10 protein-coding genes are annotated in these 18,680 nt (G+C 39.2%); 4 read left to right on the forward strand and 6 right to left on the reverse strand.

Annotation, left to right across the window (positions count from 1 at the left end; genetic code table 11):
- Positions 1–50: 50 nt before the first annotated feature.
- The 6 genes from ACWU4D_RS03035 to ACWU4D_RS03060 are packed head-to-tail and all read right to left on the reverse strand — an operon-like array spanning position 51 to position 10,647.
- Complete coding sequence (locus ACWU4D_RS03035; RefSeq protein WP_456049897.1) at positions 51–3,764, reverse strand: cellulose synthase subunit BcsC-related outer membrane protein; 3,714 nt, start codon at positions 3,762–3,764, stop codon at positions 51–53.
- The gene (bcsZ, locus tag ACWU4D_RS03040) at positions 3,761–4,879 is read right to left on the reverse strand and encodes a cellulose synthase complex periplasmic endoglucanase BcsZ (RefSeq protein WP_456049898.1); all 1,119 of its coding nucleotides are present in this window, start codon (positions 4,877–4,879) and stop codon (positions 3,761–3,763) included. Before bcsZ ends, ACWU4D_RS03035 begins: the two co-directional genes overlap by 4 nt.
- A 15-nt stretch (positions 4,880–4,894) precedes the next feature.
- The gene (gene bcsB / locus ACWU4D_RS03045; protein WP_456049899.1) at positions 4,895–7,105 is read right to left on the reverse strand and encodes a cellulose biosynthesis cyclic di-GMP-binding regulatory protein BcsB; all 2,211 of its coding nucleotides are present in this window, start codon (positions 7,103–7,105) and stop codon (positions 4,895–4,897) included.
- A gap of 3 nt (positions 7,106–7,108) precedes the next feature.
- On the reverse strand, positions 7,109–9,709 hold the full coding sequence (bcsA, locus tag ACWU4D_RS03050) for a UDP-forming cellulose synthase catalytic subunit (protein WP_456049900.1): 2,601 nt from the start codon (positions 9,707–9,709) through the stop codon (positions 7,109–7,111).
- Positions 9,702–10,466 (reverse strand): ParA family protein, encoded by a 765-nt coding sequence (locus tag ACWU4D_RS03055; protein ID WP_456049901.1) that lies wholly within the window; start codon positions 10,464–10,466, stop codon positions 9,702–9,704. Before ACWU4D_RS03055 ends, bcsA begins: the two co-directional genes overlap by 8 nt.
- Positions 10,444–10,647 carry a hypothetical protein gene (locus ACWU4D_RS03060; protein ID WP_456049902.1) on the reverse strand — a complete coding sequence of 68 codons (204 nt, stop codon included), beginning with the start codon at positions 10,645–10,647 and terminating at the stop codon, positions 10,444–10,446. Before ACWU4D_RS03060 ends, ACWU4D_RS03055 begins: the two co-directional genes overlap by 23 nt.
- A 243-nt stretch (positions 10,648–10,890) precedes the next feature.
- Here ACWU4D_RS03060 and bcsG point away from each other — a divergent pair, with 243 nt between their 5' ends.
- From bcsG to ACWU4D_RS03080, 4 genes are all read left to right on the forward strand, one after another.
- Positions 10,891–12,495 (forward strand): cellulose biosynthesis protein BcsG, encoded by a 1,605-nt coding sequence (bcsG, locus tag ACWU4D_RS03065; RefSeq protein ID WP_456049903.1) that lies wholly within the window; start codon positions 10,891–10,893, stop codon positions 12,493–12,495.
- 170 nt (positions 12,496–12,665) lie between these two features.
- Positions 12,666–13,682, forward strand: a complete 1,017-nt coding sequence (locus ACWU4D_RS03070; protein WP_456049904.1) for an ABC transporter substrate-binding protein — start codon at positions 12,666–12,668, stop codon at positions 13,680–13,682.
- A gap of 7 nt (positions 13,683–13,689) precedes the next feature.
- Entirely contained in the window at positions 13,690–15,012 is a 1,323-nt protein-coding gene (locus ACWU4D_RS03075; RefSeq protein WP_456049905.1) for a diguanylate cyclase, read from the forward strand.
- Between the two features lie 251 nt (positions 15,013–15,263).
- Entirely contained in the window at positions 15,264–18,638 is a 3,375-nt protein-coding gene (locus ACWU4D_RS03080) for an EAL domain-containing protein (protein WP_456049906.1), read from the forward strand.
- The last annotated feature ends 42 nt before the right edge of the window (positions 18,639–18,680 follow it).

An 18,680-nucleotide genomic window follows, 5' to 3' on the forward strand; every position in this document is an offset into this window, starting at 1 on the left:
TCAAAGCCTCCAAATGGAGGCTTTTTTATCAAACGAGTTGTAATTTAGGACTAATCAAACTCTGCATAACGCGTAACGGTATTCGGCGTTAAATCGCCATGACTCCATATTTGATTCAGGTAATAGCGACTATAGAGTTGCACCTCAAATGGCTCATAATCCTCAGAATATTGATGACTCAATCTAAGCCCTAAATCTAAGTGTTTATAAAGTCGTGTTTCAATTCCGACCTCGCCACTAAAACCAAAGCTTTGACTCGTCGACGATTCTTCGTCAGTATTAAACAACCCATCACTTTTCACTGTTGAATAAGAGACCCCCGCTCCGCCCCATAACAATACTTTAGGAGTAATTCGCGTCGCATAGCTAACGGGAACGGAAAGTGAAAAGTAACTTTGAGGGCTGTAGTATCCACCTAAGCCATAGCTAAACTCATCCTGATTGTTATCAAACGAAAACCAAATTGAATTTAGAGAGACTGACAGTTGCTCTGAATCTGCCTGAATAAGCTTATGATACAGTCCTCCTAGCAATGCAGAACGGTGATTATCTTCCACATTATCACCGTTTAATTGATGATACTGCAGGCTCATCCAAGCCCCCCATGCGTTGCCTTGATCATAACTTAAGTCTACTTTGACACCAGTTTTTGTTACTTTACCCCACTCGGTTTCTTCTCGAGATTGACCATCGGTATTCTCTACGCCAGCGTATGAGACAATGGTGGAGGTCATAGGCCTTCGCGATAATGTCACATCGATACCAATACTTGAAATGTCAACGGGGATGGTTATGCCACCAACGATCGTTGATTTAGTATCGAAGTCTAGTCGTCCAATATCACCACTCCAACCATTCCCCCTAAACCCGATACCGAATAGTTGACCATTTATGTTCTGATCGATATCGCTTTCACTTTGTTCGTTTAGAAAATCAATTTGTTTTATATTCCCAGTTTCAAGTTCCAGTAAATCCGCTCTGACAAAGAACTTTCCATCTATATCATCAACGGGGAAACTCACTTCAATTGGAATCGTTCGTTGAATATTTCTACTCGAATTTTGCGACGAATGAAATCCAACCGCTAAATCAATGTTTGACTGCGCTTGCATCGTGTCAATATCTGAACGAATCGCCTTACCAACCTCGGTCGAATCATCTTGGTGATAAATTTCGTATAAATTTGATTGGTTCGACTTAGCGCGAGTATTCGTTGTCAATGCTCGAGCAGCAAGCTTGGGAGATAGGATTCGATTGCGATGAGAAACTGAGATCGAGAGTAAATCACTCATCAATTGACGATCGCGGCCACTGTTCTCACTTAATTCATACAGTAGCTTAGTCGATTCATCTTCTCGATTGAGCTCGTCGAGTAATGTCGCTAAGGTTTTTGAGTCATCTAGACTTAACTTTTTACGTGAATGGTATAAGTCATCACTAAGCCTATATGCTTCATTGGTTTTACCTTCGTCCTCAACAATTGCCGACAACAGCGCCAATTTGACACTTAACTCGTTGGGAGATAACGATAGAGTCCGCCGATAAAGTGCGGTTGCTTTTTGACTATTACCATCATCGCGCCACTCAGCGGCTTTTCGCAAATCAAATTCTGTTTTGATTTCACGCCAATCGGCTAACTGCTGAGCCGATAGATTGGTTTGCTTTGTGTAACCCCATTGCTTACTGAGACGTTCAAACTCATCATACAAGCCAAATGAAACCAGTAAATCCAAATACTCTAGCTGCAACGATTTAGGTTCATCTGACATTGGAATATCAGACGTTAATGCTACCGACGAACGATATGTTTCACCCATAGAAAACCACGATCTTAAAACCGCATAGCGCAACAATGAATCATCACTCACTTCATTAAGCAAGTTTTGAATCTGGCTGTTGGCGATACCGTTATTTTTATTGTACTGGCGTGAAATAAAAGTAAGTCTTCGCTCAAGTTTAAGGCGACGTAACGTACTATGCATAGAAGGAGTAAAGCGTTTTAAACTGATTTGATTTAATACATCAATTGCTCCAGATACATTATCCAACCCCGAAAGGTAAATACTGTAAGCGTGAGCCATTTCAGGAGATTTGTCTTGTGAAGACCAACGCTTCATCAATGCGTTTGCTCTGCCTTCTTCACCAACATCAATGAGCCCTAATGCGACCTTCCTTCGTAACCATGCATCACTAATACCCTCATTTGCCAGTCGACTAATTAACGTCTTGGCACGCTGTGTATTCCCGACTCTTAATGCTTTATCAAATTCATTGAGTTCGTTTTCGTACTTGGTATTTCTTACTAGGGTTTCAATTTGTTTTTGTTGAGATAGTGGTTTGAGATCATAATACTCGACGGCGTAACGCACGCCTCTCACTTCAACTAGCGATTTAAACTCACCTTCGAGTGCACGAGCGCTTGTTTTCTCTTTCGTGAGCGCAATTCGATAACTCTCTAGCGCTAATTGATATCTGTCACGCAGATAGTACGCATCTGCTAGTCCAATATACGCTTCGGCGTAGTCGGGAATAATCGTTACTGCTTGAGCAAACAGATTCTGAGCTTCAAAGTAACTTTCCATCGCGAATTCTTGCTTTGCTAAAGCAAGTGTCGTCCAATATTCCGATTCATCACTGTATGACTGCCAATGTGCGCGCGTCTTTGAATCTTGTGATTTCGATATTGCTTGTTTGTAAGCTTTTAATGCTGGGATTGCATGGCCCAATTCTGTTTCTATATGCCCGAGTAATCCATATATCTCGGCATCTGCTCGCCCAGAAGTGATCACAGAATTGATTTTAAGTTTTGCTTGCTCATAGTTTTCATTGTCATAGAACATTATCGCTGCGTGCTTGGCTTGATAAACAGGGTCTCTCTTCTGAGCAATACTAGCGACCTTCATTTCTTTGATGTCGGCAAGATCGTTTAATACTTCTTTATCATCCGAAAATTTTTGTTCAATCAATATAATGTCAGCAATTGAACGCTCCGTTGCGGGCAAATCAGAAATTAGATTAAGCCATGATTTAGCCGCATGTTTCCCATAGGTATTGTCTGAAATAAATCGATTATATATGGCTCGCTTCAACGTATAATTAGAATCACTATTGGAAATATGATCTGCAAGTTCAATTTGATAACGAGTAACATTATTAAATTCAATATTTAGCTGATGCAAACCATGAAGCGCATTCGAGCGTGTCGCCTCAATTTTAGTTTCAATAATGAGGTAGTCGATAGCGATATCAGGAGCGGGTATCCCATGAGAAAACAGCGCCTGATACTGTTCACGCGCAAGTTGGTAACGTCCCGCTTTAGCGAGCAATTTAGCTCGTTGATATTCTGAACTGCGTTGAGTATGAATATCTTTATAGGTTATCAATAATTGATAATAACGACTATCAATAGGAATCGCCCTCAAAATCACATCGCTTTTATCAAACTCACCGCTATCAACAGCCATTAACCCTAGGTAATAGTTTGCTTCTATATTGTTCGGATCTACGGCTAATACTCGTTGAAGCGCGCCTCTAGCCAAATCGTATCGATAATTCGCATAGGCATTTTTACCCTGTTCTATCAAAGCCTCAATTAAGTTGCCTTTACTCGTAGTACCAGAAACTAAGGTTTTTCTAAGTTGTGTTAATTCTGATGACGTTGGCATAGTCGCCAAATAGTCAAAACTCAAGGGTTGAGAATAAGCTTCGCTACTGATACCGACTACCGCAAATGCAGCTAAAAGGGCTTTTAATCTAGTCATCATGATTTGCATTGCTCATTTGATGGGAGAATTAACTCTCCAGACGCACCGAACCGATAACGACCTTCCAGCCAACCTAACGAATACAAGGTTAGTACTGAGTCATAGTAACGTTCGTTATTATCAAATTTCATACCCTTTTTGACGCGTGCTAACTGCCGCTTCAAAGCTCTATTCTCGTTTAACGACTTAAGCATTGGCAGCATCGAAGCCGAGAAACCCTCACTACCTTGCTCCTTAGCCGTACCTCGAATGGTATTCGCAAGACGCGGTGGATACCCTTTTACTTTTGTGCTGCTCACCATAGGCTTAAAGCGTTTAAGCAATGCCTCTTTTTGTGGTGCATCATCGTGGAGCATCCCAGCCCATAAATAACTTCTAATTGAGTTGTAGCTCCCTACACCATCTGTTTTCCGATCGACCTGTAGTTTTCCGTTGGTGACTTCAATCCAGTCTGGTGAGAAACCATTATGTGCGGAATCATAAGTGACACGGTAACCACTAGAAATCAAATCATCCCACTTTGAATCACTGTTTAATTGGGCGATTCGCTCTAAGATCTGAATTGGGCTATAGCTAGGATTGAGCCTGTATGTATTACGACCAAGATCGAAACCCACAGGACCAGGCAAAAGTACGAGTCCATAGTTATCGACGTTTACCGTTTCATACTCCAAAATGTTTTTTGCTAAACGCTTACTTGCGGAACGATAGGCGTAGTTATTCCAGATAATACCGGCTTCAGCCAAATCATAGGCAATCCACAAATCAGAATCTGATGCCGAGTTGCTGTCTAACACATCGTAACGATCAAGTTCTTTGTTCCATCCCCACAACCACGCAGGTAGCGTGCTGCCTATATTGCCATTGGAGAGTTCAGTCTGAGTCCAATGAAATAACTGATCAAACGTTTTTCTGTCATTGGCAACGAGAGCAAAAAACATTGCATAAGATTGCCCTTCTGAGGTTGTAATTTTGCGTTCGTCGCTGTAATCGATAACTCGACCATCTACGATAAAATGCTCTTTGAACCCTTCCCACTCAGGCCAATCACACTGCTCGGCAAAGCTTGTGAAAGAAGGAAGCATCAATAATCCAATTATCGATTTTACATTCATCTAATCCTGCTCCATTTAATCAGGTTTTCCGTTTTTTCGGTCATGTGCAATATTTGAGAGTGCTCGCCATACTAGATAACTAAAGAAAACGATAAAAACTAAAAGTCCCGCTAATAGAGCCGTAGAGAATTGTGAAGCATGAAACCAAATAAACTTCATAATTGGAAGTGAGCCAATGTAGTAACTCTCTTTTGCCTCAAAGCTTTTAATTTCTTGTGAATTAATAACCGCGGTACCACCGTAAAACACATCCCCACTCACTGTTCCTTTAAACAACGGGGACAACAACTCCATAGCGTTACTTGACGACATATTAAGCGCAACAACGGTTCTTTCTGATGTCGCGGAAGACTCAAAACTCGACACCGTTGCCATCGCACCACTTTGAGTGAGTTTGACGTCATTTTGGAGTTTATCGACAGATGCTTTGTCTTGTTGAACCATTGACGAAAACTCAACAGTTCCATCATTACCAAGGATGACACGGTTTTGCTCTTGCCCTAATTCAGTCAAAACTTCAGACGGTAAATTAACGGCGAAAATATCCTTACCGGTCAAAGATGCGGATGTTTTTCCGTAGGCAAGAGAAACGTAATAACCTGGGAATCCCGATGTCGAACCGGTAAATGCCATAAAGTTAATATAACTCTGCAAATCGTTCTGATTCGGAGTTTCAGGCAATATAACCAAGGTATCGGCTAAGTCAGCTAAGCGCGTATAAGGGAAAGCACTGTTGGCAAACGACGACAAGTTGGGCATTTCCATATAGTGAGGAAAACCAGAGAAATCAATCGTCGAATTGGGATTAATCGAACCAAAAAATGCATTCGCGCGCTCAGTGGAACACTCCCCTTGGTTTCCATTGGCAAATTGAAATTTAAGTCCTAGTTTGTTCTGCTCACCTTGACTTACCATGGGCGCCATACTTAATGCAGCATTAACACCATCAATCACTGGAAGGGACATTGAGTTTGATTCTTCTGCACCACTCACTTCATCCAATGAAAATGCACCAGAGAACTGACCATTTAAACTCACGGTTAATTGAGAAATTTGATCCGGCTTTAAAGGAGAATAGCGATAGGAGACATCAAGCTCAGCACCTTTACTGCGCCAAACAAATAAGTCAGGTGGAAGCGTAAAATCAAACCCTATAGCACCACCATGATTTCCTTGTTGTTCAAACTGATATGACTCGGAAAGAAGTTCGCCAAACTTGACAGGTGCTGACGTATTGAGCCATTTAGGGGCATCATAAGGTAAACGAGGTTGAGGAGGTTCAATGTAGTCTACACGGCTAATCGGGCCATTAAGTGCTGTTTGATTAGAGATCAAGCCAAGCACAGCATTTTGTAGGTCTGCTTCATCGCGCCCCATAACAAGTAGTAGTTTATGATACTGACTAGTAGGGTGATCGATCACTTCTAAATATGCACCATCAACATTCGGTAAGTCAGCCAGAAACGAAGGTTTTTGATCGTTAGTTAGTAGGACTATCGCATTCGATTGTGGCAATTGATCTTCGACCAAACTAAAGTCGGTGTCTCGCCAATCTGCTAGCGCGCCAAAATAAGATGCAACTATGCCACTTTGCTTGATGATACCTAATGATGGCAAAGAACTTGTTACTAATGGCAATGCCAGTGAAGTAGAATCTCTAGGATCAAAAAAAGGTGCTGGTAATATACTCAGATTGTTCGCTAACTCTAGACGTTGAGTTTCGATGATTAATGAGCTTTGTTCGGCAAGTTCTAGCCAAATGTTTGCGCGATCTGGGTGCTGACATTGATCTTCAGTAAAGCCGACAAGTTCAAATTTTAGTTGATTGTAATCAGTAATAAACTCATTCATCAGTTCGATATCAACGCTCGACTGGCTGCCTACATTTCGCTTATCGAACTCAATCACTTTGGTTAATTGATCATTAAGGTAGATTTTCAGATGCGAAGAGTTCTCCAACAGTGAAGGAGACGCAATATAATTTAATCTAACACTCGTAGACTCAGCGACTTGATCGAGCCTTAACCCAAACCCAAGGTATCCGACGCTTTGGTTACCTTGTAATTTTAAAGTCCCTGCCACACCAAGATCTTTGAACGAATACTCATGTAAGAGTGAGGATTGACTCTTGTTATCTGCGGCCAATGTCATCGAAGGATAAGCAGCAATTAATGGTACAGCTATCAATGCGGCTTGTATCAACGCGTTTTTCATTTTCATGTTCATAAATTAAAATTCTTTAAGAATGGGATGTGGTTTAAGAGAAACTAACAATTTAGCCACTGGCAATAGGGGTTTGTATCTGCCCAATTTAACGTTACAAATATTCTTCACTAATTGATAATAGCCTACTCCACCAGCGTTAAATATTTGCAATAAGCTGTCTAAAGGCTTGTCGTGTTTATATTCATTTTGCCAACGGCTCCATATATCTGAGCGTGCAAAGGTACATTGCACATATTCGACCTGCTTAGCTAATGACATAGTTTCAAACTGTAAACGACAGCTTGAAGCATCAACAGCAATCACGTTAGCGTCAAAACTACAACGTTGTTGCCCTTTTTGCAGAATCAACATTACCTTGTCACCGGACGTGAGTTGATGACCAAGTTCTGACTCGATATTCCACTTCAATTTCACTCCACTTAATGAGAAGTCGATCATTTCTGTCTCAACCCGATAACCGCCTGGTATTTTCATTTGAGCAGAAAATGCGGTGCCGACCCGGTGCTCTTTGCGTACTTGTTTAGATTCCTGAGCAATCGCGATAGCTGCGCCGATGATCAGTAAATTATATGCCGTCCACATCAGATTAACGGCTATCGTGGATGACGTACCAAAATCATCAAGGTCTAATTTGAATAGACCAAATATGACACCAATTAAATTTAATCCCATAAATACCAAATATGGTGTCGAGATTAACCAGTCAAAATGCGACGACGGGATTAACCCCCCCTTAGCGGTCACATTAAATGTGCCTTTATGAGGCGCAAACAAGGCTACCGTAGTTGGTCTTGCGATATACCACGCGAGTACAGTTTCATATACCTCTCCCCAAAACGAGTAGCGATACTTACCTTGAATCTTCGAGTTTGTAATATTGGAAATAACCATATGGGGGATCACGTACGCCAATAGTGCTACTGCTGGTGCATCGATAATATGAGCGCCGAAAACTAAGTAACCTAAGGGAGCCAACAAGAAAATCATTCTTGGAATGCCCGACAAGAAATGGAGCATTGCATTCAGGTAGCACAAGCGCTGTCGCCAATTCAAACCAACACCTGCCAGTGGGTTATCAATGCGAAATATCTGAGCCATTCCCCGTGCCCATCGAATTCTCTGCCCGATATGAGCAGAAAGTGTCTCTGTCGCTAACCCCGCAGAAAGGGGCTGCTTCAAATATGCTGACTTATAACCTAATCGATGAAGCCTTAAAGAGGTATGAGCATCTTCTGTTACCGTTTCGACTGCTATACCGCCGACTTCTTGCAACGGACCACGCTTAATTATAGCGCAAGAGCCACAAAAGAATGCCGCGTCCCAAAGATCATTCCCATCTTGTACTAACCCATAAAATAGACTGCCTTCATTAGGTACTGACCGAAAATTATTAAGATTTCGCTCAAACGGGTCTGGGGAGAAAAAATGATGGGGGGTTTGAATTAACGCGAGGTTTGGGTCTTCTTGGAATAACCCCATAGTAAGCTGAAGAAACGCTCGAGTTGGTATGTGGTCACAATCGAATATGGCGATAAAGTCGCCATCCGTTTTTAGTAGCGCTTTATTAATATTTCCGGCTTTGGCATGCTCATTGGTGGTTCGAGTTATATAACCGACGTGAGCTAACTCAGCAAACTCCTCAAATTCCGTTCGCTTGCCATCGTCAAGAATGTAGATGTTGAGCTTATCTTTAGGCCAATCGATTCCTTGAGCAGCGAACACCGTTGCCCTAACGACATCTAGAGGTTCATTATAACTTGGTATGAAAACGTCAACACTTGGCCACTTAGTTGTGTCTGAAACTAACTGCTTGGGGACCCGATTTAACGGCCACGAGTTTTGAAAATACCCTAACATCAGAACGACCCATGCATAAACCTCGGCGCAAAGTAAAATAACGCCAAATGCAGTAGACATCGCGTCATGCCAGTTAATTGTTTCGGATAAACGCCACCAAATATAACGAGTAGACACAATGGCCGAGATCGACATCATGACCAGCAATGAAATACGCCCTGGTACGGAACGTAATACAAATGCAACCAAGGTAATAATTCCAACACTCATTATTTGCTGTTCTAATGATAATGGAACCATCACAAACACCGTCGCTATAGCGGCAAACACACTAAGAAAGAACGCGAGAATAACTTTATTTACGATTAATTTAGACGTCGACTGTGCCTTATTATCTGAACGTTCATTTCTATGTTCGAAATCGGTAATTCGTTTTCCAACAAAAGAAATTTTGCGCTTTAACGTCGTTAGAACAAACCTAGCGCCCATCGCTATCCAGGAGGGAAAATAGAAAAATAGTGAGAGTAATTTAGATAAAAGAACAAACAGTAACCAAATGGATTGAATGCAAAATCGTAGAGGATCTACCAACGAAGGGCGACAAAAATTCACATTAGGATACAGTGAAACCAGTAACTTCCAAGAAGCATTCCCATTGATGGTTGATGTGAGTATAATCGATGAAAAAAGCCACCAGCACCCAACTAACACTCGCCCGACACCTGACGAAGTTACACCGTAATGCGCCTCAAACAGTGCCATTACATAGGTAAAACCAGATTTCGACTTACCAGAGGAATTATTCACTATCAGTATCCGCTTCAAGCCATGTTCGGCACCATTGCGCCAGGTTCTCTATATTCTTGTAGGCAAAGGATTTGTTTGCGTACGATTTTAGCGTAACCATGTTCGCTGCCGCTTCTAGAAATTCAGGGGAATTGAAAATAGGATCAGGCAAAATTCTATCAGTAAACTCGTCGCTAATAATGGTATACAGATCATTCTCAATACTTAGCTCAGGGCTATACCTGTTGATGAGTAATTTCACATTATCGTTGTCGAAATATGAGTTATTTAGTGAGCCATTCAGCATATTTAAGCGTTGATAAGTCTGTGCATCAGCGGCCCCAACTACTATGACCAAATCGAATAATTCAGACAAATCAACGAAACGATGAAATTCATGTGGTATGTGGACGACCGAATAAGACGGAGTACCTTGTTCATCAAATTGCTTCAGTGTTCTACTAAGCTTACTTAAACAATGACAATCATCGATGTGCACAAGACTGAAACCAGAATTGTGGGGGTTTGAAAAAAACGTAAATGGTAAATCGCTGGAATAGATAGAATCTAACTTATTGTTAAAACAAGAAGAATCTAACTCTGCTTTCCATTCTACACTCAAATCAATACTTTGACCGTAATGAAGAGATAATTGATCCATTTCATCGGTTTGCCAAAGCCAAGTTTTGTGTGATATAGACAATATATCCGCAAGATTAGCAGCGACTGTTGTGGCACCACATCCAGATTTTAGATTAAGCAGCGCAATTGTTTTCATTTAAATTTTGACCATCTGAAGAGTTATTTTTGTCCAAAACATTAATATCTTTGTTAATGAGAGAAAATATTGCCCATTTCCTACGAATCCTATCTAAATCATTAGATTGATTTATTTCATTATAGATCCCATTAGATATTTCATAGTTTGCATAAATTTCTTCTATATCTTTACTCTTCACTTTAGCTCCTAATCTAGCCTACCAACAATGAATGGATAGAATCACTTAAAACTAAACCTAATGTTAGTAGCTATGAAAAGTAATGCAATTTCCAGTCTTAAATCTAATACATTCAAATGTATAGGTTAGTTTAATCTAAATTAAAAGAATATCTCTCAGAATTGATACATCTAAGATGTTAATCTATATTTAAATACACAATTTATTCTACTCCGAAGTAATACTTCCAAGAGACACCAAAGCATGTCAACACCATCAGAATTAATTTGTCACAATTTCAAAAAGTTAAACATTGACATAAAATGGTGGAACGTATATTTCGCGATAAAATTTTATCTTTTTTTTACCGATCTTATAGATTTTAACCTTATTTATAACATTGCTTTTTTCTTGTTAATAATTTTATTACCACAGATTCTCTCCAATCGCCTTCTTCAAAAATTAATTCTTGGTTTCATAGCATGCTGTTTATTATATTTCGATTCTTTTCTTCCACCATTTACTAGCTTAATTAATCAATTAGAATCGGTATTACAATTTGATACACTTTATCTACTTGACTTAATTCAACGCTTCGTCGATATAAAATTATTTATTGGTTTTCTAGCATTATGCGTCGTTTATAATTTTATTCGTCATTACCTCCGTATTACCGTTATTGTATTATTGACTATTTGCTATATTTCACTAATTCAATTGACCTCTTCGTCGATACAAAACAATTCGATAAAAAATAATCTATCCGAAAACACGCTTAGCCTAGATCAAACACTGTCTTCAGATAGGGACAATTTTTTTGATAATCAAGAATTAAAGCAAACTCACTTGGTTGCAGATTCGAATTCCGTCGCACCTTTTGACATGTTGTTCATCAGTATTTGTTCTCTATCATGGGATGATTTAAAACTTGCGCAATTATCAGAACATCCATTATTTCAACGGTTTGATATAACATTTACAAACTACAATTCTGCCACCTCTTATAGTGGGCCAGCTGTAGTGAGACTTTTACGTGCAGGATGTGGTCAGCCAAGTCACTCTACGTTGTTCGATGAAGCAAACAGTCAAGCATGTTATCTCTTCGAGAACCTTAGCAACCTTGGTTTTGATACTAGTATCACAATGAATCACAATGGGGTGTTCGATAACTTTACTCAATTGATTGGTGAAGCTGGTCATATGACGAACATCACAACGGAATATAATACTCTTGACCGATATCAGGTTGCATTTGATGGTTCGCCTATAAAACGAGATCTAGACGTATTGGATCAAGTATTGAAAAAGTCTGACTCCGATGTAACAAATAGTGTCACCTTATACAATACGATCTCATTACATGATGGTAATCGTATTGTTAATAGCGACAATTCAACCAGTATCGTCAGTTACAAGCGTCGGCTTAACAACCTTCTTAATGATTTAGACACCATATATCAACAAATAGAAGATAGCGGCAGGAATATCACTGTCGTATTCATACCTGAGCATGGTTCTGGCTTGCGCGGTGATAAAATACAAGTATCTGGTATCCGTGACATCCCCGCCCCAGCGATCATTAATATTCCTGTTGGGGTCACTTTCTTTGGAGCAAACCTTAATAAGCAAGACTCTCGTATTCAGATAGATGCCCCATCAAGTCATTTAGCGTTAGGACAACTTACGACAAACATCATTGATAGTAATACGTACGGTGCAAGACATTTAGATTTAGACTTACTTACTGCAAACCTACCTTCAACACCGATCGTTGCTCAAAATGCTGGAGTGACAATGATGATGAAAGATGACAAAAGTTACATCACACTCGATGAACGGACTTGGAATGAATATCCTACCAATGAATAGTCGCAATAGATCACGCAATTCACAGCAGATATATCGAACGTTTTCACTCATATGCTACTAAGCTCTCACTTTTCAGCTATTAGATACTGATCACTTAATTGGTTAATGCGCCTTAAACTGCATCTTGTACTAAAGTTAACAGTACGATTAGATGTATATAGGTAAGCTCAATGACTCTTAGTAAACGATGGCTGTATACACTTTTATTTTGTTTCTCGATAACCAATGTAAGTGCCAACTCCGCCCCTCACAGGTTCAAAATTCTTCATGTAATGAGTTATCACCATAGTTGGGATTGGAATATCCAACAATTCCAGGGTTTTAAAGATGGCATAGGCGATTTAGATGTCGACTACAAAGTCATTGAACTTGATACAAAAAGAGTCAGTTCTGTCTCTGCCATTGAAACTAAAGCTAAATTAGCCAAAGAAATAATCTCCAGCTGGAAACCTGACCTTTTATACACCAACGATGATAATGCCCAAAAATACGTTGCTCAAGATTATGTTGGATCAGCTATGCCGATCGTATTTAGTGCCGTAAATCGAGCCCCATCTGAATATGGCTTTTTAGGATCTTCAAATGTGACTGGTGTAATGGAGTATGAACATATTATTCCAACCATCAATTTGCTCCGTCAAATCCAACAAGATATCAAGCGTATCACCGTTATCGTTGATAACGATCCAACCTGGGTTGGTGTTATTTCTAGAATGAAAGAAGCGTTAGTACCGGAAATGGAGATAGACGTCGTTAATTGGTCGCTCATGCATACTTTTGATGAATACAAAGAAACGATTACGCAGCTTCAGAATGAAGTTGATGCTATTGCACTCCTTGGCGTATTTAATCTCAAAGATCGTTTAGGCAATAATGTAGATTATAAAAAAATACTAAAATGGACAGCAGAGAATAGTCAACTACCCGATTTTTCATTCTGGGAGTCTAGAGTTGATAATGGAACCCTTTGTGCCGTTGCAGTTTCTGGGTATGAACAAGGCCACCTCGCAGGTGTTATGGCACGCAGAATATTAAAAGATGGAGTAAGTCCCAAGTCAATAAAGATGTCCCCAAGTCTAAAAGGTGAGCCCATGATTAGTTTATCTAGAGCAAAAGATTTAGGCATTAAACTGGATGTTCAATTGCTGTTGGATAACTCAGTCAAAAATAAATACAGCTGGGATTAATAGTAACGTGCAAGGTTTACTCAGTCGAAAAATAACACTCATATTTAGCGCCGGACTTATTTTAGTGACGGTAATTCTTGTGACTATGTTTTCAAAAGAGATCAGCAACCGCTATCACGATGTGTTAATTGAAAGAGGGAATAACGCGGCGAGTAAACTCGTATTTCAGACAGAGAAGCTGTTAAAGTTAGGCTTGCTTCCTGAGGAATTCAATGGCTATGAGACCCTTTTAAGCAAAGTGTTCGACAATATTGAAGGTTTATTGTCCGTTACACTTTGTGACGAAAGTGGCAAAAGTTTGTTTACCTTCCCTAATACTGATGACGTCGTATATACAGAAAACAAGCATCTACTTACTTTCAGTCATACTTCGAATATGAGCAGTTACACAATAAAGAAAGCTGTCAGCAGTACTGTACCGCATCAGCTATATATTGTTGTTGAACTCGACCAGAATTATATTTTTAAAAATACTACTGCTTTTATTAACACAATTTTACTTCACTCTGGAATCGTGTCACTTTTAGCTATCTTAGCAATACTCGTTTTCCTTCGGCTCAATTTTGGACAACCATTGCAAAGTCTTATCTCCCAAATTCAACGCCTTGAAGTTGACCAAGATAAGATACTTCAAAGCGACCTTACTCAACGGAAAGACGAAATAGGAATTGTGGCTAATTCATTTGAGCAACTCATCAAACGTCTTTCATATCATCAAGATACATTGGCGAAGACAAACCAGGAGCTAATGTCAATCACCGAAGAACTTGAGTATCGTGTATCAATGCGAACCCACGAGTTAGAAGAAGCGAATGAAAAGTTAGAGTCTATCGCCCATTATGACTTTCTGACGGGTTTATTCAATCGTCATAATTTGAAATCTATTCTTGAGCAACGTATCGAATATTGCAAAATGCATAATCACACATTTGCGCTGATTATGCTTGATCTCGATGATTTCAAGTTAATTAATGACAAATATGGACATACTGCAGGGGATGTTGTATTGGGAACAATAGGACAGCGAATGCGTAATTCGTTAGATGACCTAGATTATATTTTCAGATTCGGTGGTGATGAGTTTATCTTAATCGTTGAGGATTTCAAAGATATCGAATCATTAGAGACACTGGTTATTAATATTAAAGATGTTATTTCTCAGCCTGTACCATATGAGAATTTAATTCTACCTGTAAATGTAAGTATCGGCGTCTCTTTCAGTGATATTTATGAAAGCTTCGATATTGATAAAATAATACAACTTGCTGACAATTCGATGTATAAAGCCAAAAAGAATAAACTTGATTATGTTATTAATAACATAATGTAAATTTTCGATAATTAAAGACCAAAATAATAAATAAATTTTTTTACAATGCATTTATTAACACCTATTTATATTGACAAATCCATATTTATACTCATCCACTAATGCTAATTTTATAACTAGCGTAATTTCTCACTAGTAAGACATTCTTTATAACGACCACCGTTTGATTTCCTATTTCTATCATTGCAGCAATTATGCAATAAGTTTATTGTTATTGTATTATTATTTTATTAATTTCACGGTACAACACGATGGGTATGCCCAACCTAAGAAACAATCGACCCACCATCGCAGTTATGACAAATATGATGGCTACACCTTTTTCTGAAGGGGTAATATTCGGTGCGTCGGATTATGCAAAGCAACATCGATATAACGTGATTTGTTTTTCTGGGGCTGCATTTTCTAAACCTTCACCGATTAATATGTCACGCCATCGTATTTTTGAGCTTATAGACACGTCGTTAGTCGATGGCATTGTTGTTCCGATGGGCTCACTAAGCAGGTTTATACCTGAAGATGAGCAAGTTCAGTTCCTCAAACAATTTTCTGACATCCCAATAGTTACTGTCGCCAGTTATCTGCCAGAGTATATGGACGTAGGATATAGCTCACGCCAAGGGATGTGGGAGTTGGTTGCTCATCTTAAAGTACAACACAACGTAGAACGATTTGCGTATGCTGGAGCGACAGGAATACATCGCTCTACAATTGTAAAAAAACAGATGTTAATTGAAGCAATAGAAGCTCATGGATTAAGCTTTGACGAAGAGTTTACTATCACCAGTGACACGCTATTACACGCAGATATTCCCGGACTCGCAAACTTATTCAATAGAGAAAGACACTTATGGCCACAAGCGATTGTCGCTGGTACCGATAATCTAGCTCGTACGACACTCACTGCATTAAAACAACTTGGTATACGAGTACCAGAAGATGTCATCGTTACAGGGTCAATGGGCAGTGACGACAGCTTATTCACAGAGCCATCACTAACCAGTATTGTCGAACCAACTTATGAACTAGGATGGCACGCTGCTGAACGTTTGATCGCAGCCATTGAAGGGCATCCATTTAAAGACAATTTGGTGCTCCCTACTTCACTAAAAATTCGACACTCTTGTGGTTGCAAAGGATCTGACTATGATTTGGTTTCCTTACCACAAGTAGTCGACCAAACATTATCATTATCTAATTTTCATACCTTGCTCAATCAAATAATATCCAACACCCTACCTGAGATTCGCTCTACACTCGATAAAGACATATCTCAACATCTACTCTCTTTATTTATTAATGATATAAATTCTACTAACTCAAATGAATTAATCATTTATCTAAAAGACAAATTGAGTCATTCATTTAAGACAAAAGAGTTATATTTATGGACTAAGTTATCACTTTGTATTCATCACTTTATTATGGAGAGGATTTCTCAGAATAATAATCACATTGAGGCACAGTTAGCATCCGACATATTAAATGTAGTTCAATCATATAATGAAAAAGCCTCACGATATAGGAATTTTGAATCTGATAAATACGTAGGTGTGATGCGAGAAATTGGAATTCAACTTAATTCTCAATTTAACCTAGAAGAAATAAGCTTATTGTTAGCTGATGGATTAAATATTACGGATTACTACATTAGTATATTTGAAGATTTAGATAAACCACAAAGTTTAGTTCGTAATATTATGGCATTAAGAGATAATCATTGCTTAGACGTAGTAACATCTTCCTATAACCCAATGCAGTTGTTGCCATCAGAAATCGAACCCTATGGTGACGTATTTTCTCTATTAGTAATGCCACTTTCTTTTCAAGAAGAGTTTCTCGGGTTTTGTGTTTTTAGCCTTGGTGAACGAAAAGGAGTGATATATGAAGGGCTGCTTACCCTATTCTCCTCCGCCATCAAAAATCAATTACATGTCGAGAATTTGCGTGAAGCCGAGAAGAAATTCAGTGACATTGCTCATAGCGCGTCCGACTGGCTTTGGGAAATTGATACCCAAGGAATCTTTACCTATTGTTCTGATGGCGTAGAAAGTGTCTTGGGATATCAATCTGATATGATTGTCGGAACGCCGCTTGTTAACCTATTAGAACACCCAAATCCTTTATATGTTTCTGAATTAATGAATTCAATGGCCGGGGATAACGATTTGGTGAGTTATGAGAAATGTTACATAAGTAAAAGCGGATGTCGCAAGGTACTACTTGCCACAGGTAAACCAATAATAAAACTCGATCGCATAGTTGGATACCGAGGTGCCTATAAAGATATTTCAGACATAAAAGCACACGAAGCTCATATAAAACAGTTGGCTTATTATGACCCTTTGACCAATTTACCAAATCGAACGTCATGCAACATTAAGCTCAATGAGGTCGTGCTACAGTCACGATATAGCCAAAGTAAATTTGCGGTATTATTTATCGACCTAGACGGATTCAAATTAATCAACGATTCAATGGGTCATAACGCTGGTGATATCTTATTACGAAAGGTCACCTATCTATTTGAAAAATGTACCCGTGAATATGATATTTTGACTCGCTTTGGTGGTGATGAATTTGTCTTCATTATGCCAAATATTAATGATAATTCCACGGCGCAACTCGTCGCTACAAAAATGATCGACATTTTATCGAGTCCGATTCAGATATACGACCAGTCAATATTTGTTACCGCGAGTATTGGCATTTCAATATTCCCGGAGAATGGCCAATCGGCAGAGTCATTATTAATCAACGCTGACAAAGCGATGTATCAAGTTAAACAAAATGGTAAGAATCGCTTCGCCTTCTACAAACCTGAAATTGAAGAAAAGCTCCAACGAACGGTTTTAATTCGTAACTTACTTCACCGTGCTCTAAGAGAGAATAATTTTCAACTCCAATTCCAACCATTGGTCCATTCGATATCCAAAGAAATCACCGGATTCGAAGCCTTAATTCGTTTAAATGAGCCGGAAGATGATGGCAATCTGGTTGTTGTAGGCCCGGCCGAATTCATTCCTATCGCGGAAGAAGTGGGATTAATCGAACAAATTGGTTTTTGGGTATTTAATGCGGTATGTCAGCAACAACGTGAGTGGCAAGATGCAGGTATATTTTTAAAGTGTTCAGTAAACGTCTCTACGAAACAATTCAGAAACCCAAAACTTGCATCTGAGTTTATTTCACTGATTGAGAAGTCAGGAATCGATCCAAAATATTTAACGATAGAGGTTACAGAAAGCGCAGTAATCGATAATGAGGAGAAAGCTCGAGTCATCTTACAAAAATTATCAGACTACGGCTTAAGTATTGCTATTGATGATTTTGGAACTGGCTATGCATCGCTCAGTTGCTTACAAAACATGCCAGTTGATACCCTTAAAATTGATCGTTCTTTTGTCCACGATTGCACAACAAACCGAGACAATGCGAAAATAATTTCCGCAATTATTACGATGGCAAAAAGTCTAAATCTTACGATAGTCGCAGAAGGTGTTGAAACGGTCGGTGAGTTTGATTTCTTACTCGGATTAGGTGGTGACATTATTCAGGGGTATTACTTTGCCCGGCCACTGTATTCCTACCAAGTTCCAAGCTTTTTAAACGCCTTAGATGTTTAAAGTAAACGCTTTTTTAATCTATCAAAACCCAAAAGCCTCCAA

It is taken from the genome of Vibrio phycocola, assembly GCF_053850235.1.